This window comes from Roseimaritima sediminicola, assembly GCF_009618275.1.
Lineage (GTDB): Bacteria > Planctomycetota > Planctomycetia > Pirellulales > Pirellulaceae > Roseimaritima > Roseimaritima sediminicola.
This window is the reverse complement of the sequence record NZ_WIAD01000008.1, coordinates 62,170-79,331: the sequence shown is the minus strand read 5'-3', so window position 1 is coordinate 79,331 and position 17,162 is coordinate 62,170. Positions and strand designations below refer to the sequence as shown.

The 17,162-nt window shown below is 60.7% G+C and carries 11 protein-coding genes; 8 read left to right on the top strand and 3 right to left on the bottom strand.

The features are described from left to right. Window positions 1-243 precede the first annotated feature (243 nt). Window positions 244-1,641 carry an efflux RND transporter periplasmic adaptor subunit gene (locus GE027_RS06720; RefSeq protein ID WP_162006608.1) on the top strand — a complete coding sequence of 466 codons (1,398 nt, stop codon included), beginning with the start codon at window positions 244-246 and terminating at the stop codon, window positions 1,639-1,641. Next, the gene (locus GE027_RS06715; protein WP_153556415.1) at window positions 1,641-4,865 is read left to right on the top strand and encodes an efflux RND transporter permease subunit; all 3,225 of its coding nucleotides are present in this window, start codon (window positions 1,641-1,643) and stop codon (window positions 4,863-4,865) included. Before GE027_RS06720 ends, GE027_RS06715 begins: the two co-directional genes overlap by 1 nt. A gap of 91 nt (window positions 4,866-4,956) precedes the next feature. Here GE027_RS06715 and GE027_RS06710 read toward each other — a convergent pair whose 3' ends face one another. Continuing rightward, a complete protein-coding gene (locus tag GE027_RS06710) occupies window positions 4,957-5,274 on the bottom strand; it encodes an RNA ligase family protein (protein ID WP_153556414.1) in 318 nt (105 codons plus the stop codon). Between the two features lie 389 nt (window positions 5,275-5,663). Between GE027_RS06710 and GE027_RS06705 the strand changes: the two genes are divergently transcribed. Beyond that, complete coding sequence (locus tag GE027_RS06705; RefSeq protein WP_162006607.1) at window positions 5,664-6,233, top strand: c-type heme family protein; 570 nt, start codon at window positions 5,664-5,666, stop codon at window positions 6,231-6,233. Window positions 6,234-6,324: 91 nt separating this feature from the next. Beyond that, entirely contained in the window at window positions 6,325-7,785 is a 1,461-nt protein-coding gene (locus GE027_RS06700; protein WP_162006606.1) for a sulfatase family protein, read from the top strand. Between the two features lie 394 nt (window positions 7,786-8,179). Here the strand turns inward: GE027_RS06700 and GE027_RS06695 are convergent, their stop codons facing one another. Beyond that, window positions 8,180-10,108 (bottom strand): hypothetical protein, encoded by a 1,929-nt coding sequence (locus tag GE027_RS06695; RefSeq protein ID WP_153556411.1) that lies wholly within the window; start codon window positions 10,106-10,108, stop codon window positions 8,180-8,182. 143 nt (window positions 10,109-10,251) lie between these two features. Between GE027_RS06695 and GE027_RS06690 the strand changes: the two genes are divergently transcribed. The 4 genes from GE027_RS06690 (at window position 10,252) to GE027_RS06675 (ending at window position 13,342) form a co-directional block, all read left to right on the top strand. Then, entirely contained in the window at window positions 10,252-10,824 is a 573-nt protein-coding gene (locus GE027_RS06690; protein ID WP_153556410.1) for a tellurite resistance TerB family protein, read from the top strand. A 195-nt stretch (window positions 10,825-11,019) separates the two neighbouring features. Beyond that, window positions 11,020-11,679: a hypothetical protein gene (locus tag GE027_RS06685; protein ID WP_153556409.1), complete on the top strand. Its 660-nt coding sequence runs from the start codon at window positions 11,020-11,022 to the stop codon at window positions 11,677-11,679. Window positions 11,680-11,791: 112 nt separating this feature from the next. After that, the gene (locus tag GE027_RS06680; protein ID WP_162006605.1) at window positions 11,792-12,886 is read left to right on the top strand and encodes a TadG family pilus assembly protein; all 1,095 of its coding nucleotides are present in this window, start codon (window positions 11,792-11,794) and stop codon (window positions 12,884-12,886) included. Between the two features lie 84 nt (window positions 12,887-12,970). Then, on the top strand, window positions 12,971-13,342 hold the full coding sequence (locus GE027_RS06675) for a TadE family protein (RefSeq protein WP_162006604.1): 372 nt from the start codon (window positions 12,971-12,973) through the stop codon (window positions 13,340-13,342). A gap of 254 nt (window positions 13,343-13,596) precedes the next feature. On the opposite strand, the gene GE027_RS06670 is transcribed toward GE027_RS06675, so the two are convergent. Then, window positions 13,597-17,085: a PVC-type heme-binding CxxCH protein gene (locus tag GE027_RS06670; RefSeq protein ID WP_153556406.1), complete on the bottom strand. Its 3,489-nt coding sequence runs from the start codon at window positions 17,083-17,085 to the stop codon at window positions 13,597-13,599. Window positions 17,086-17,162: the final 77 nt, after the last annotated feature.

Genomic DNA, 17,162 nt, shown 5'->3' with positions numbered 1-17,162 from the left:
TGCATCGCCGCTTCGGCTGTATCCTAAGCACGTCAAAACATTTAATTCGGCTTTACCCTCCCGCTGCGCGGGAGGGTGTTGTCGCGGGGTTTCACCGAAAGATTTATGCCGACGTGCTTAGACGGTTTCGAGCCGGAACTTATCCGCTTTTCATTCAGCCAGGGTGTCAGATTGACTATACGGAGAAAGCCGCGCCGCCGGCGAGCAGGCCAGCGTTGGCTGGCAGCACTATTGGTACTCGTCGTGGTCGGCTGCAAATCGGACTCGCCCACCCCAGCGACCGGCGCCGCCGGTCCGCCGCCCGCCCCGCCGGTGCGGGTCGCCAAGCCTGTCACCGAAACGGTGGTCGAATGGGCCGAGTTCACCGGCCGCTTGCAGGCGGTCGACTTTGTGGAAGTCCGATCGCGAGTCAGCGGCTACCTGCAGTCGGTGGAGTTTGAAGAGGGGCAACTGGTCGAAGAGGGCGACCTGCTGTTCGTCATCGATCCCCGGCCCTTTGAAGCTGCCAAAGCGATCGCCGAGGCCAAGCTGGAGGAGGCCAAGGCCCGCCAACAGCAATCCCAGGCTCAACTGGAAACGGCCCAGGCCGACCGCCTGGTCGCGGAGTCGAATCTGGAGTTTGCCAAGAGCGAACTGGACCGGATGACCCAGCTGCAGCGGCAGAACGCCGTTTCGAAATCCGACTTTGATCGGGCGCGTAACGAGCACTTGAAAGCCAAGGCCCAGCTGCAGAGCGCCGTAGCGGCCATCTCGGCGGCCCAGGCGGCGATCGCAACCGCCAAGGCCAGTATTGTTACGGGCGAAGCCGCGCTGGACGAAGCCGAACTGGATCTTCAGTACACGCGAATCGTCGCCCCGGTCGAAGGCCGAATCGGCCGGATCAATATTACCGAAGGCAACCTGGTCAGCGGCGGCAACGAACAATCGATGGTGCTCTCGACCATCGTCTCGCTGGATCCGATGTACTTTGTGTTCGACGCCAGTGAACAGCAGGTTTTGCGCTTCAGACGGTTGATGCAGGCAGGCAAACGCCAGAGTGCTCGCGAAGTCCGGTATCCGGTCTACCTGCAGTTGGCGGATGAACAGGGATACCCGCATCAGGGATACCTGGATTTCGTGGACAATCGCTTCGATCCGCAAACCGCGACGATGACCGCGCGGGCCGTGTTCGACAACCAAAACGCGATGCTCAGTGCGGGCATGTTCGGCAAGATCCGGCTGGCCGAGACGCCGCCCTTCGAAGCCCTGCTATTGCCCGACGAGGTGATCCGGGCGGATCAATCCCAACAGGCCGTCTTTGTCGTCGACCAGCAGAACGTGGTGCATTCACGCCTGGTCCAAACCGGCTCGCGCGCGCTCGGCTTGCGAATCGTCTACGACGGTGTCTCCGCCGAGGATCGCGTCGTTATGGGCAGCCTGCAACAGGTGCGTGAGGGGCTGGAGATCGATCCCCAACCGGTGGACATCGAAGTCGATCGCAGCCAGATGAATGTGCGCGAAGCCGAGCCGGCGGTGCCCGCCGAAGCCGATTCGACTGAATCGGGGCCGTCTGAATCGGGTTCGCCTGAATCGGGTTCGCCTGAATCGGGGCCGCCTGAAGCTGGTTCGACTGAGACCGCAGCGTCCGAGGCCGCGTCCTGATGCACTTCTTCATCAACCGGCCCATTTTTGCCACCGTGATCTCGATCGTGATCGTGATTCTCGGGGCCATCTCCTATTTCCTGCTGCCGGTCGCGCAGTATCCCGAGATCGCGCTGCCGACGGTCGTCGTGCGGGCCAGCTACAGCGGGGCGACGGCCGAGACGATCGCGCAAACCGTCGCCACACCGATCGAACAAGAGGTCAACGGCGTCGACGACATGTTGTACATGGAATCGTCTTCGACCGCCGATGGAACGATGACGTTGACCGTGACGTTCGAGAAGGGCACCGACCTGGATGAAGCCCAGGTCCTGGTACAGAACCGGGTCTCGTTGGCGGAACCGAGGTTGCCCGAGGAGGTCCGCCGCGTCGGGGTGACGGTGCAGAAGAGTTCGCCAGACATCCTGATGGTGATTCATCTGTTCTCTCCCGATGGATCACGGGATTCGCTGTACGCCAGCAACTACGTCCTGCTCCGCCTGAAGGATGTGATCGCGCGTCAGGATGGCGTGGGCGATGTGCAGATCTTCGGATCTCGCGAGTACGCGATGCGGATTTGGTTGGACACCGATCGGCTGGCTACGTTGAATCTGACCACTGGCGATGTCGTCGCGGCACTTCGCGAGCAAAACGTCCAGGTGGCGGCCGGTGCCATCGGACAACCGCCCAACGAATCGGCCCAAGGCGCCTTTCAATTAAACATCAGCACGCAGGGGCGTCTGCAGACGGTCGCCGATTTCGAACAGATCGTGGTCAAACGCGGCAGCGGAACCGGTCTGGTGCGGCTGGAGGACGTGGCCCGGATCGAATTGGGCGCCCAGGACTACTCCAGCGAAAGCTACCTCGATGGCCAGGAGGCGGTGGGCATTGCGGTCTTCCAACGCCCCGGTTCCAACGCCGTGGCAACGGCCGCCCGCGTGGTCGATCTGATGGAGGAATTGAGCCGCGATTTCCCCCAAGGTTTGGCCCACGACATCGCTTACAATCCGACCGAGTTTGTCGAACAGTCGCTGGACGAAGTCATCAAGACCCTGTTCGAAGCAACGATCTTGGTGGTCCTGACGGTGTTCCTGTTTCTGCAAAAGTGGCGGGCCACCATCATTCCGGTGGTCGCGATTCCGGTTTCCTTGATCGGCACGTTCGCCGTCCTGTTCGCCTTCGGCTTCAGCCTGAACCAGCTTTCTTTGTTCGGACTGGTGTTGGCGATCGGGATCGTTGTGGACGATGCGATTGTGGTCGTCGAGAACGTCGAACACTGGATCGAACGGGGTAAAACGCCCAACGAAGCCACCCACCGGGCGATGAGCGAGGTCGGATCGGCACTGGTCGCCGCGACCGTCGTGCTGATTTCCGTCTTTGTTCCCACGGCCCTGATCCCGGGGATCACCGGCGAGTTCTATCGCCAGTTCGCGATTACGATTGCCGTTTCGACGACGATCTCGTTGATCGTTTCCCTGTCGCTGTCGCCGGCGATGTGCGCGTTGCTGCTGCGACCCTCCAAGAAAGTGGGCGAGGGTGCGGCGAGAGACGCGGTTGTGACGAAGAAAGCGGGCAAGGGCAAACGCAGCCTGGGTTCGTTTGCTCCCGGGTTGGGCCGCGTAATCACGGCGCCGTCGCGTTGGTTCTTCGCCGGTTTTAACTGGATGTTCGATCGCACCCAATCGGTCTATGTGGGCATCGTTTCGCGGCTGGTTCGTGTCAGCTTAATCGGGATGCTGCTGTATGCCGGCTTGTTGGCCCTGACGTACTGGGGTTTCGTGACGGTGCCCGGTGGATTTATTCCGCCCCAGGACCAAGGCTATGGCGTGGTCAGTGTCGAACTGCCGCCGGGGGCGTCGCTGCGCCGCACCTCCGAGGTGGTCGAACAATTAACTCAGGTCGCCGAAGAAGTCCCCGGTGTGGGACACGTCGTCGGTATCGTCGGCTTCAGTGGCGCGACGCGAACCAACAGCTCCAACGCCGCGGCCCTGTTCGTGACGTTTGCCGACGCGGCAGAGCGCGCCGAAGCCGGGCATTCGATGGACTTTATCCTCGCCGAACTTCGCAAGCGGACCGCTGGCATCGATTCGGCACAAGTGCTGGTCATCCCGCCCCCGCCGGTCCCGGGGATCGGCACCGGCGGCGGTTTCAAGATGCAGATTCAAGACCGCAGCGGTGCGGGCGTCGAACAACTGCAGCAACTGGCGCAAACGATTGCCGGCGAGGCGATGGCCGATCCGCGCACCGCCATGGTCTACTCCACGTTCCGGACCAACACCCCGCAGCTGTATGCCGATATTGATCGGACCAAAGCCGAACTTCTGGACGTGCCGCTTTCGAACGTCTTCAGCACCCTGCAGACGGCCCTGGGCAGTCTATATATCAACGATTTCAACTACCTGGGCCGTACCTACCGTGTCACCGCTCAGGCCGAGGCCCAGTTCCGCGAGGACATCGATGACATCACCAACCTGCGTACCCGCAGCACCACCGGGGCCATCGTGCCGCTGGGCTCGCTGCTGCAGATGCAGCGGCGGACCGCACCGGACCGCATCGTGCGTTACAACCTCTATCCGGCGGCCGACATCAGCGGGTCGGCGATGCCCGGCGTCAGCACCGGCGAAGCGATGGCGTTGATGGAACGGATTGCGGAAAAGCATCTGCCCGAAGGCTTCGGCTATGAATGGACGGACCTCTCATATCAAGAGAAGCAAGCCGGCAACACGGCGTTGATTATCTTTCCGCTGTGCGTGTTGTTCGTGTTCCTGGCGCTGTCGGCCCAGTACGAGAGTTGGCTTTTGCCTTTGGCCGTCATCTTGATCGTTCCGATGGGGCTGTTGTTCGCGATCACGGGCGTCTGGATCGCCGGGATGGACAACAACATCCTGACCCAGATCGGATTTATTGTGCTGGTCGCTCTGGCTTGTAAGAACGCCATCCTGATCGTGGAATTCGCCAAACAGGAGGAGGACACCGGCAAGGATCGATTCGCCGCAGCGATCGCCGCGGCGAAGCTGCGATTGCGGCCCATTCTGATGACGTCGATCGCGTTTATTCTGGGTGTGGTTCCGTTGGTCATTTCAACCGGGGCGGGCAGCGAGATGCGTCGCTCGCTCGGTACCGCGGTCTTCTCAGGAATGATCGGGGTGACCATCTGCGGTTTGTTCCTGACCCCCGTTTTCTATGTCGTCCTCCGCCGCTTTGCACGCGATCGCCACCGGTCGGCCGAGCCTTCCGGACAGTAAGCTGACGGATTGATGAACCGACTTCGGTACGAAGGTATAATCCTTCAGCCGGCGTATCACCGAACTTGCTGTCGCCCAGCTTTGCGACAACTTATTTCAAAGACATACATCCTTCCGCGATGAACGGGACCACTTCGACGCCAGCTTTGGCAAGCACGTCGAACAGTCGATCCACACGAAGCTGAATCCATTCAGGTAGTGTCCGCCATTGACCTGTCATCGGCTCCTGCAAAAAACTGCCACGATTTTGCAACTGAAGGGAATGTAAGTCGCCAAACAAAATGCCCAGGTTCGCGCCGTCGACCTTTTCTTCCAGAGCGTGCGTCGGCAACCGCCACAAACTTGCAGCACGTTGCTGATCGTCTCGGCGTGGCTCACAACGATTGCGGACCTCTAAGCACGTCGGCATGAATCTTTAGGTGAAACCCCGCGACAACACCCTCCCGCGCAGCGGGAGGGTCGGGCTCTTAGGCCCGGGGAGGGCCCTACGAAAACCCTCTCCGGGCCCAAGAGCCCGACTCCCCCAGTGGGAGAGTAAAGCCTAATTAAATGTTGCGACGTGCTTCGAGTTTACGAAATTCGGCATTTGGTTGGTCGGTTGGCGAGATCCCCTAGCCGTCCTCGGCGAGCTTGCAAAACTACTCCCACGGGTGCACAATAGCCGCTTCGCGTGGCTGACGTTGTTGGGTTCGTTGTAGAGCGAGCCCGCGGCATCGGGGGCTGGACACAATGGCTCAGGAACCGATGGACCGAACGCAGCCGGTTCGAACAATCTTGGTCTTTCTAAGGAGCGTTACTGTGAAGCGTCTGATTTCGATTTTCAGCTCGGTACTCGTCCTCGCAGTCGGCATTGTTGCCGTCGGCCCGCCCGTTGCCGGCACCGTTGCGGCACAGGACGCTGGGGCTTCGCCGGCCGGCGCCGCGGGGCAGCCCAGCGAGAAGGCCGTCGAACGATCCCGCAAGACGGTCGAGTTGCTCGACAACGTTTTCAAGCAGACCATCGTTATGGTGACCGACAAATACGTGCATGATGACGACGATTTCCCGGCCGGTAGCGCCGCGGTCCTGCTGTTTAAAAAACTTTCCGATTCCAGCGACAATACCTTTCGTCTGATCGACGCTACGGGCGACCCCTATGAATCGGACAACGTCGCCAAGGACGAGTTCGAAAAACAAGGTATCAAGCAGTTGAAGGCCGGCGAGAAGTCCGTCGACGAAGTCGTGATGCAGGACGGCAGAGCCTATTTGCGAGCCCTGACCGCCGTGCCCGTCGTGCTGGACAAGTGCGTGATGTGTCACCCTCACTACGAGGATGCAAAACCGGGCGAACCGATCGGTGCGATCAGTTACACTGTGCCTATCGAGTAAGCGCGGCACTGGTCTGCGCTGAATGATCCCACGCCGGCCGCGGACGGCGCGGGCGGTGGAAATTCCTAGCAGATCGATTTGGGTGAAACCTATGGTTGGTTGGCAATCCGGGCTCCGCGGCGTCGCGTGCGTGCTGGTTCTGAGTCTTGGATGGCTGGCCGGCGAGAGGACCGGCGCGGCGGCCGCTGAACCGGACCGCCCCAACATCCTGATTCTGCTGGGCGACGATATCGATCGCGACTCGCTGGGCGTGTGGGGCGGCCCGGTCCACACGCCTCATCTGGAACGCTTGGCCAAGGAAGGCATGCGTCTGGACCGCGTGTACTGCAACGTTGCGATGTGCGCACCGTTTCGACAGGAACTGTACAGCGGCCGCAGTGTGTGGCGAACGCGCGCGATGCCGAACCATTCGAAATCGGTCGAGGGAACGCGCAGCCTACCGCACTATCTGAGACCACTCGGCTACCGCGTCGGCCTGCTGGGCAAACAGCACATTGGTCCCCCTTCGGCGTATCCCTTCGACCGTGTAGGGAGTTTGCCGGGCAAGAAGGACAGCAACGCGGCGGCGGTTCGACAAGCCCGTCGATACATCACCGAGGCTCGCACGGCGGACCAACCGTTTTGCCTGGTCGTCGCCGCGCACGATGGGCACTCACCTTACACAACAGGCGATCCCAGTGCTTATGACGCCCAGGCACTGCCTTTGCCTGCCGGCAGCGTGGACACCCCGCAGTACCGACAACGATTGATCCAGCACTACGCCGAAGTCACCAACCTTGACCGCTTGCTGGGCCGCTTGCGGGCGATGCTCCGCGAAGAACAACTGGAACGCAACACCCTGGTGCTGTTTTGCAGCGAGCAGGGCAACGCGTTTCCGTTTTCCAAATGGACCTGCTTTGATGATGGTCTAGCAACCGGGGTCATGGTCGCATTGCCGGACGTCATTCCTGCGGGCACCCAGTGCGACCAACTGATGTGGTTGGCAGATTTCGCTCCCACCATTCTGCAGGCCTGCGGCGGCGAACCGTCCAGCGACGATTTCGACGGGCGTAGCCAGTGGATCAATTTGACCGGGGGCGATCAAACCATCCACCGGTACGCTTTTGGCGCGTTCACCAATTGCAACATCATCGACAACCGCACGCGAGTCTTTCCGATTCGGTCAGTGCGTGATGCCCAATACTCGCTGATCTGGTCGCCCCGACACGACGAAGAGATCACCTCGAATACGACGTTGACGGCGGCACTGGAATATCGCCGCAGCGGCAAGGTGGCCAACGCCCGGAACGTCGCGCTCTCCTGGGCTCTCGCGGCAGAACAAACCTCTACGGACGCGGACGATGCGTTGGTCGACCGATTCTTCACGCGGCCCGAGTGGGCCCTCTACGATCGGCAACGCGATCCCGAAGAATTAATCAATCGGTTTGACGACGAGGAACTGAGTGAGGAGAGAAAGCGTTTGCAAGACGCGCTGCGGCAATGGTTGACTCGCTGGGACGACGCCGATCCCGTCGCCACCGAACGCGGTTTTCGGGACCGCGCCGGGAAGTGAGGGTAGGCTACTGCTGACAGGCTGGAAGCCGATGCCCTTAAATCGTAAGCACGTCGGCATGAATCTTTCGGTGAAACCCCGCGACAACACCCTCCCGCGCAGCGGGAGGGTCGGGCTCTTAGGCCCGGGGAGGGCCCTACGAAAACCCTCTCCGGGCCTAAGAGCCCGACTCTCCCAGTGGGAGAGTAGAGCCGAATCAAATGTTGCGACGTGCTTAGCTCGGCTGTCCCAGCCGAGACCTGTCTTGATTTACGGCTGGGACAGCCGTGCTACTGTTCACAGGCTAGAAGCCTATGCCACTGAGAGTTGCTCGGCTGTCCCAGCCGAGACCTGTCTTGATTTACGGCTGGGACAGCCGTGCTACTGTTCACAGGCTAGAAGCCTATGCCACTGGTTAGCGAAGTCCTACCGACAACCATCCATCGCGGGCGGTGATGCTGCGGGGATAAACCAGCATGTCGCTGCTCTGCTGCCTGGGGATTTTCACCGGGCGGTTAAGAATGGCTTTGGGGAAGGCATCCCGGAACGCGATTTGAATGTTGCGGCGGATCGCCACTTGCGAGACGCTCAAACGGCCGCGTCCGGGGTAGTTCACTTCCACATCGCCTTGGCGCAGCAAGTAGATCTTGTCCTGGAAGTAGGTCGGCCGGTAGACAGCCGTGATCTCCACCGCTCGGTCCAGTTCGCGGCCGCCTTGGCTGAACCGCGTGCCGCGAACGCCCACCCGGACGGTGTCGTCGCGAGCTTCGAAGATCAGCGGGCGGAAGGAGGCGAAATCGATTTCGAACGGTTCGTCGGCGTCTTCGGGTACGTCGGCGGCATCGCCCGCAGCATCTTCGCTGGCGGCCGGCACGATGAACGGTTCGGGCCGGGTGGCCCCGTCTTTGGGCTGGAGGTTTCCGAGCAGCGATTCGAGCTGCTTGCGCGTCATCGTCCGGCCGGCCAAGACACGAGACGCGACGTTATCGATCGCCGACTCGTGGAACTGGGCTCCGATAAACATATCGGGCGTCAACCCCGGCGGTGCGTTCAGGGCCAAGACCTGGTCTTCCTCGGCCTGCCGCATATCGACGTAGATAAACTCTTCGCTGGCATACAGCTGGCGGCTGGGGACCGAGACGTCCAAGCGTCCAAACACCCGTTCGAGATCCTCTAGGGGCAGGTCCAACGAACGGCCGGCGTACTGCGAGGTCTCGCGATCGAACTCGCTGCCGACCTGCTGCTGTAACTTTCGCACCGAGATCTGTTCGGCCTTGGGTTTTTGCTCTGCGGCGCGTCGGGCGGCGATCTTTCGAACCAACTTCAAATGGTGATTGATGTTGGTGATATTGGAATTCAGATTCGCCTGGGCATAGGTGGGTTCCAGAGAGATCCCTTGTTCGCTGACCAACAGCGTTCGCGTGGCCGAGACGTTGCCGTTGGCAACCGTGTTGACCGTGACCGGTCCGTTGTAGCCGACGTTGCGAGCGGCAAAATTACCGTGCATCGAAAGCTGGATACGGATCGTATCGTAGGAGGGAATCAACTGGGCTTGGACCGCACCGTGGAGGGTCGCCTGTCCGCGGATACGCGTTCCGAGGATGCAGTCGTTGACCGGTTGGGTGCGGTTGATGGGCCGCGAGGCGAACTGTTGGACCAAGCCCTCGCCAATCATCAGGCGAATGTTGGGATGCGAAAACCGACTGCGGACGATCGGCGCCATGGCTTCCTCTTGACCGGCCGCTTCCAACAGTTCCAGAACGACCGAGACAGCGGCCGCGTCATCGGCCGAGGGGACGTCGTCCATTTCGCGAACCCGCTGGGCCAAGCGGTCCAGTTGCTGTTGCAGTTGCTCGATCGTCCGCTCGGGACGCCGAAACCGGACCGCCGACTGCAACTGCCGCAGCGAGCGCCGCAGCCGCCGCATCGACCGCATGTCCAGGCCGGCAAAATTACGGGTCATGCGGAATTGCAGATCACGGGCCAAACGTCCCTGTTGGGCGGGAGGCGCGTCCTGGCGAATGGCTTCCAGCAGCGGTTCCGCATTCAAATAGTCCAGCCACGCTTGGCGGTTTTCCTCCGACGTGTTCTGACGAAGGTACTGCTGGAGGGCTTCGAAGTTCTCCAACACCTGGGCCTGCGACGCGTTTAATTCAGGCAGTTTCGACGCGTCCAGTTGTTGCTTGGCCTGTTGGATGTTCTCGGCCAAAGCCTCGCGCTGCTCGGCGGCCAGTTGTCCGTACGCTTCGCTGAGCAACGGACTGGCGAGGCTCCACGTCAACAGGCTGGCAATCAAGCTTGCCAGCGTCTTGGATGCTGGCGGATACAGTGTTCGACCCATCATTCCCCATTCCTTTATTTTTGCTAACAGGCAAACTTTGACGGGGCCATTTTCCCCCCCCGCCCCACGCTTGTAAACCGGCTATGCTGACGTCGTCCCTCCGCCCAGCTTCCATGACTGTTCTCGTTCACCAAAAGGCCTCGACTATGAGCGATCCGTTCCATACCGCCCAGCAACACCTGAACGACCGTTTCTTTGCGGAGATCGACAAACAATTGTTGTCGGACCTGCATGACGATCTCGAGTATGCCGACGAAGCCAGGGCCCTGAGCGAGGCGACCGGAATTGTCGACACCGGATTGTTGGCTGAATTGACCCAGCAAGACGTTTCGCCCGAAACCCTGGCCGCCTTTCGGATGGTGCCGCTGCTGCACGTGGCTTGGAGTGATGGCGAGCTGCAGCCCGGCGAGCGGGACGTGCTGTTGGACGTGGCCGCCAGACGCAACATGGCCCAGGGTTCGGCCGCCCTGCGAGTGCTCGAGCAATGGATGGAGCGACCGCCGCAGCCCGAGTTGATGACGCTCTGGCTGGATTATTTGGAGGAGATCTGCAAAGCCCTTTCGAGTACCGCGATCTCCGTGCTCCGCAGTGAGATCGTCGGACAGGCCGAAATGATTGCCGACGCCGCGGGCGGGTTTCTGGGCATCCGTTCGACCAGTAAAGCCGAACGAGACGCCCTGGAGACGATCCGCGACGCCTTCGACCGCGTCCAGCACTAGGGACAAGGTCGGCTTATAGGGATTGTAGCGACGCAGGATTCCGCCCTTTCTTGTTTTTCGATTCCCGTTTCGCCCGGGCGGCCGCAATCGTGACCTAGATTTCAGATACCCCCAACGCCGTACGGCTGTAGATGCAGAAAACGATACCCAGCCGGCGGTCCTTTTCGGGGCCTTCTCTGTTGATCGAGGTATCCTATGAACCGCGTACGTTCACTAGAAATGGCGAGGTGTCGGCTTCGTGCTGCCGTTCTGCTTCCGCTGCTGGGCTGTGCCCTGTCCGCCACGGCGGGTGCTTTGACCGCTCCGGCGTCTGAACCGTGGGTTCGGGTCGAGGAGGACTGGACACTGGTCCTCAACGAACCCGACCCAGAACTTCACTCTCCACAGCTATCGATCTACGTCACGCCGGACCCTGATCGGATCGACGCCTTCTTTCAGGTGCAACTGAACCACGCCGCCGATACCACGTTCGCGGGCGGCGGGTTTCGCGTGGCAGCGTTTCGCGAAGACCGGACCGTCGACGAAGCGGTCAGCGAGACACGCACGGCGCTGTCGCATCACGGTGACACGATCCAGTGGACCAATGTGTTTGCCATTCGCGATGATCGAATTCTGTTCGCGATCAAGGATGGCCAGTCCCAGTCCTGGGGTGCGTTTGGCGGCCCGGATTACCTGCTCAGTGTGCCCGCCGACGGTCAGAGCGACTTTCGCAGCTACTCACCCTATCAGTCCGCTCGCGAGGTGGATCTGGGGTTTGGCAAGAACCGGGTCGCCAGTCTGACGCTGCAGTGCGTGCGAGTTTACCGCAGCGACGGGACGTTCGAATTGGTCCCGGTCCGGTTGACAGTCAAATAACCGCTTCCCTGTCCTCCCTTTTCTATTCCACCACAAGTAATGCATCGAGATCGTCGCCATGATTCTGCTAAGTCCAAACAGGAAACCTGAGTTCGCCCACCGCCGCGGGAGAGTGCGTCGTGGTTCCGTCGCGGTGCTGGGCGTTTTCGCCATCGCGGTGATCGTCATACTGCTGGGGATGACCGTCGACCTGCGGCATATCCACAACGGACAGGAGGAGCTGAATCGAAGCTGTGACGCGGCGGCCCTGGCGGGTTGTTGGGAATTGTTCGATGCTCAAACCCGAGGCCTCGACGAGCAATACACCGAAGAGGCCAGTTTGCAGGAGGCCCAGCGATTTTCCCTGGCCAACGATGTTGGCGGATCCGGCCTCCAGCTCGCCTCCAGCGATTTTGTACTGGGGCGCTACGATTACTACGACCGCACGTTTTCCACCGACAGTGACAAGCCACATAACGCGGTGCGGGTTTTTCTGCGCCGCCACGCGGAAAGCAACGGTGAACTGCCGCTGTACTTCGGTCAGGTGCTCGGGCGAGCCAGCCAGCCCTTGGAAGCGACCAGCACCGCAGCGATGTTGCAATCGATCGAAGGGTTTCACGACTTGGACGATGGTGAGACCCTGGACATCCTGCCCTTTGCACTTGATCTCGAAACCTGGCTGGCCGTGCTGGCCGGACAGACCGAAGACAAATTTCGCTACAGCGACGGCGTCCGCTCGGGATCCAACGGACTGCACGAGTGCAATCTCTATCCGCAGGGCACCGGCTCGCCCGGCAATCGCGGCACCGTCGATATCGGCGCCGCCAACAACAGCACCCGCGATCTTTCCCGACAGATCCTGCACGGCATCTCCAAACAGGACCTGATCGATCTGAACAAACCTCTGAAACTGGACGCCAACGGCGAACTGCTCCTCAACGGCGACACCGGAATCAGTGCCGGCGTCAAAGACGAACTGGCCGCGATCATCGGTCAGAAACGAGTGATCCCGATCTTCAGCCAGGTTACCGGCAACGGCAACAACGCGATGTACACGATCGTACGATTCGCAGGCGTGCGGATCCTGGACGTCAAACTGACCGGCCGGATGAGCCAGAAACGGGTCATCATCGAACCGGCTCCGATGATGGTTCGCAGGGCTCGCGTCGCGTCGAGCGAGTCGGCCGCTAGCGACTTTCTGTACACGCCCGTCATGTTGGTTAACTAAGGGATCCAGAAGATGATACTCCCGACCTCTAAACCCAGACGAGCCAAACGAACCAGGCGCACCAAGCTTCGCACTGGAGCTGCGGTGGTCGAGTTTGCCGTGGTCGCGCCGGTCATGATCTTGCTGATCCTGGGCGTGTTCGAAATCGGCCGCCTGATGATGGTCAAGAACGCCGCGACCTACGCCAGCCGCGAAGGAGCCCGCGTCGGGGTGACGCCCACGGCCAGCCGCGACGAGGTTGTCCAGCGAGTCGAAGAAGTCATGGCGGCTTATAACATTCCCGATCCACAGATCGAGGTTCAACCGGAATCGCTGGGCATGGCCGAACCGGGCGACATGGTCACGATCACCGTGTCGGTCGACGCCGCCTCGGTCAGCTGGGTCGGCAATGCGTTGGACCTGGCGATCACCGACGTCGTCGGCAGCACCAGCATGCGGCGTGAAAGCACGCAGTAAGCGGCCGCAGCGGCTCGCAGTGTCAACCGTCTCCTGGGAAGGTCGCGAGGAACGAGTCAGGAGGAATCTCTCCGTGATCTCGTTCCGGTTACCTCAACGTGCACGCCTGATCTGTTATCGCCGCGTTTGATCGCCGGAAGGGCAGATGCCAGCGCTACAGCCAAATAAAAACGCCGCTTCACACCCACCGTGTGGGCTGTGAAGCGGCGTCGTAAAACACACGCTGCGCGGCGTTGGTTCCTGGCAGCCCCGCGTTAGCGGTCGCGCTGTTCCAGGAGGTACTTCATCAAGTCGTTGAACTCCTTGCGGTTTCGCAATTGCCGCGTCAGATTCGCGGGCATCAACGAGACCTTGGATTCGCTGACGTCCTCGATGTCGTCCTGCTTAATCGTGATCGGATTCGGATCCGCGACGTTTCGCAGCACCAGTTCGTCATCATCCTCCGAAATCCGCACACCGGTGTGCAGCGAGCCATCGACGGTCAGCACGGTGATCTGCGCGAAGTCCTTGTTGATCAACTTCGAAGGACGCAGGATCGAATCGACCAAATCGGCATCGGAAAGCTCCGTCGACATCTTCGCCAGGTCTGGTCCCAATCGGGCGGCACCGCCGGGCGGATTGTGGCAAGCGAAACAGGCCGCCGAAGATTGATAGAACAATCGTTCGCCGCGTTTGGCATTGCCCTTGGCTCGAGCCACCTTGGCCAGTTGTTCTGGCGCCGCCTTCAGCAGGGTCTGTTCCAGGGCCTCGTTGGAGAACTCTTCGGCCGCACCCGCCGATCCGGCCAACGCAGCGGCATCCATCGGATGTTCGGCCAGCAGGTCCTCGGGGGTCCAGAACGTGGTGCGATCGACGGTTTCCTCTCGCACGCGCCGCACTGTCTCGGGACGCACCGGCGAGGCTTGATTGCCCCAGGAGTTACGCACGAAGGTCAACACGGCAGCCAGTTCATCGTCTTTGAGCAGTGAACGGAAAGCCGTCATCGGGGGCACGCCGCGGGCCGGGTCGTAGGTCTTGCCATGGACCGTGATCTTGCCCCACATGCCATGCAGCGACAGTTTGATCAGCCGCTCTTCGCTGCCCGTAACCCAGGGGCTGTCGACCAGCGACGGATACACGTTCGGGCTGCCCTTGCCGTGCGGCAGGTGACAGGTCGCACAGTGGCTTTCGCGTTGATAAACCTGTGACCCCACCGTGTAGACTTCTTGGTCCTCGGGGCTGAGATGCTTCGGTGGCTCGAATTCAACGAATTCCAGTTCCGCCGGCGCTTCAAATCCGCTGGAGCCGGTTGCATCGACGTTGTGCCAGAAATGCTCGACCGTTTTGGCCGCGACCACAGCATGGCCCACCGACGAACCGAGCAACTTGTTCAGCAGGGCTTCGTCCTGCACGCGATGCTGTTGATGCAGCCAGAGCGCTTCCAGCAAGTGATGAGCTTCGGTTTCGTCGTTGGGATCAAAATCCTTCATCCATTTGCGAGTCGCGGTGATCACCGCATCGGAATCCCGTTCGCTCAATTCCACACGCGTGCGGTGCCGGACGCCGTTGACCGGATGCTTGAGGTTCTCCAGCAGCGCTTCGATCGGTTGGCCGTCGATCGCGACCGGTTCCTGCAGCGGACGGTCTTTGACGGTCAAGCGGAAGATACGGCCGTGGGAGTGATCGCGATTGGGGTCGCGGATGTTGTGCTGCATGTGACCGATGATCACATTCTGCCAGTCGGAAACGTACAGCGCACCGTCGGCGCCCACGACCGCGTCGGTGGGCCGGAAGTTGCGGTCTTCGCTGTTGAGCAGTTCGATCCCGGGTTCGCCCCAGACATGTCCGAACGGGCGGTCCGCGCCGTTACCGTCGCGATCCAAATCGTACTGCTTGACGCCCAGGAAGCCGATCGTGTTGCAGATCAAGAAGTCGTCCTGCAGCTCTTCCGGGAAGTGCGTCGAAGACAGCACCTCGTTGGCGGCCACCGGGCGAAATTCTTTCTCCAGCAATTTGTGCATCTTGAATCCCTTGCCTTCGGGACGCACTTGGTACGAGCGACCGCCCGTGCCGTCGTTGGCGTAGCAGTACCCCCAGCGGTCAAAGCTGGTGCCGTGCGGGTTGGGCGAGTTGCCGGCGTGCGGGGTGATGGCAAAGGTCCGCGGGTCGAAGCGGTACATTCCCGAAGCCCCGATCGTCAGGTTCTGCTGCCAGGGCGTTTCGTGGTTATGCACCAGGAAAATACCGCTCTGCCAGTAAATGCCGCCGTCGGGACCGTAGATCAGATTGTTGGCGGCGTGATGCGTGTCGGCCGTGCCCAACCCCTGCAGGATCGGGTAGCGCACGTCCGCCTTGTCGTCGCCATCGGTGTCCTTCAAGAACAACAGATCCGGTCCCGAGGTGACCAGAACGCCCCCGCCCCAGAATTCAAAACCCAGCGGGTTGTGAACCTTGGCGAAAACCGTTCGCTTGTCCGCCCGGCCATCATTGTCGACGTCCTCGAAGATCATCAGGCTGTCGTTCATCTCCTTGCCGGGTTCCCATTTGGGATACGTATTCCAGCTGGCCGCCCACAGACGCCCCTTACTGTCGATCTGCATCTGGACGGGGTTGGCAAAGTCCGGGAACTGCTCCTCGGAGGCGAACACGTTCAGCTCGTAGCCCTCGGGCACTTTGATCTTCTGGCGCGACGCTTCGGGGCTGAGGTATTCCACACTGCCTTCTTTGGCGGCGCTGGAACTCTTGCTGCCCCCGCCGACGTTCGAAATCACTTCGATGGGCGGCGGCACATTGCTGTCGTCGACGGTGTAGGACTGGCCCCGAGCGGCAGCCCAGATGGCTGGATCGCGATTGGCCGTCATCACATCCAACATGACCAGTTCATGCTGCAGGACCTCGGCATTGCTCTGTCCGTCGACAAAGGTCAGAGTCGAACGTCCGCCCCAGATGTCGTTGCCATCGGTCGCCCGGTAGCGGTTGTGCCAATGCCAGTTCTTGTCGTTGATGGCCTCGAAAACCGGCTGCATCTCCGGCGTGATCTCGACTTCTTTGCCCAGCAATTGCTCGGCGATGATCAGGGCCAACTGGCGATAGCCGTCGCCGTTTAAGTGAATCCCGTTCAGGGTGTACTGTTCGGAGCTGGACTGAAACAGCTGCATCGTCGGCGTGAACAGATCCACGAACGTGGCGCCGGTCTGTTCCGCCGCCGCTCGAGTCGCTTCGGTGTAGATCGCCAGATTCCGGTTCAGCTCGCGGCCATCGGGCAGGTGAGGATTGCCGAAGTTTTCGTAGGCGATCGGGCTGAACAGCACGAACCGCACCGTCTCGCCCTGCTCGGCTCGGGCTTCGCTGTAGCGATCGACCAATTTCCGCAATTCCTGTCGATAGGCGGCTGCCCCCTGTTCACCAGCAAAGGACTCGTTGTATCCGTAAAAAGCAAACACCACGTCCGGAGCAACATGCTTGAGGTATTCCTCGTCGTTGGTAAACCCTTCGTTGCGTGGACGCTTATTAACCATATCGCCCGAAAAACTCATGTTTCGGAAGCGAAGGTTTTTGTCTTTCAGTTGGCTTTGCAGCACGGTTTCGACCCAGGGGTCGTGCTGCATGCGGTCGGCGAGGCCATTGCCATAGATGGCGACGACATCGTCCTGTTCAAACGTAAACGGCTGTTCGGCCGAGACGGTCGTCGTGGTCGAAACCAACAGAGCGGCCGCAGCCACCGACAACCCGATCTGTCTTGCAAGACCAGAGACTATGTTCATAGAGGCAGGAAAAACAAAGAGAGGGGGGGAAACAAACGGACAGCAGCGAGCAACGCTGACTGCAAACCGTCTGGCAG

Bases quoted from the DNA above. Each gene is read 5' to 3' on its own strand.
- GE027_RS06715 (WP_153556415.1), top strand. From the start codon at position 1,641: ATGCACTTCTTCATCAACCGGCCCATTTTTGCCACCGTGATCTCGATC.
- GE027_RS06710 (WP_153556414.1), bottom strand. From the start codon at position 5,274: ATGCCGACGTGCTTAGAGGTCCGCAATCGTTGTGAGCCACGCCGAGAC.
- GE027_RS06700 (WP_162006606.1), top strand. From the start codon at position 6,325: ATGGTTGGTTGGCAATCCGGGCTCCGCGGCGTCGCGTGCGTGCTGGTT.
- GE027_RS06695 (WP_153556411.1), bottom strand. From the start codon at position 10,108: ATGATGGGTCGAACACTGTATCCGCCAGCATCCAAGACGCTGGCAAGC.
- GE027_RS06690 (WP_153556410.1), top strand. From the start codon at position 10,252: ATGAGCGATCCGTTCCATACCGCCCAGCAACACCTGAACGACCGTTTC.
- GE027_RS06685 (WP_153556409.1), top strand. From the start codon at position 11,020: ATGAACCGCGTACGTTCACTAGAAATGGCGAGGTGTCGGCTTCGTGCT.
- GE027_RS06670 (WP_153556406.1), bottom strand. From the start codon at position 17,085: ATGAACATAGTCTCTGGTCTTGCAAGACAGATCGGGTTGTCGGTGGCT.